Source organism: Agreia sp. PsM10 (assembly GCF_030433855.1).
Taxonomy (GTDB): Bacteria; Actinomycetota; Actinomycetes; order Actinomycetales; family Microbacteriaceae; genus Agreia.
The window spans coordinates 1-245 of the sequence record NZ_JARUXC010000075.1 but is presented as its reverse complement, the minus strand read 5'-3'; the positions used below and the strand labels follow the sequence as shown (position 1 = coordinate 245).

Sequence of the window (245 nt, the reverse complement as noted above, 5' to 3'; positions counted from 1 at the left end):
CCACCAGCCAGTCGGCCTCGCTGCGGCTGCGCGCGGCGTCGGCCAGCGGCTGCATCTGGCGGTCGCTGCGCAGCTGCTCGAAGCCTTCGCGGATGGCCTGCGGCGTCATGCTCTGCAGCCACAGGCGCGCCACCGGCTTGCCCAGCGGTTTGCCGCCGCCGGCGTACTGCTCGATCAGGCGGAAGATCAGCTCGCCCTCGCGGCCGGCGTCGCAGGCGTTGATCAGCTGCGTGACGTCCTTGCGC

At 72.7% G+C, this 245-nt stretch carries 1 pseudogene; it reads right to left on the bottom strand.

Annotated elements, in window-relative coordinates:
• A pseudogene (locus QCD70_RS19090) lies at window positions 1-245 on the bottom strand (hypothetical protein); the annotation flags it as partial.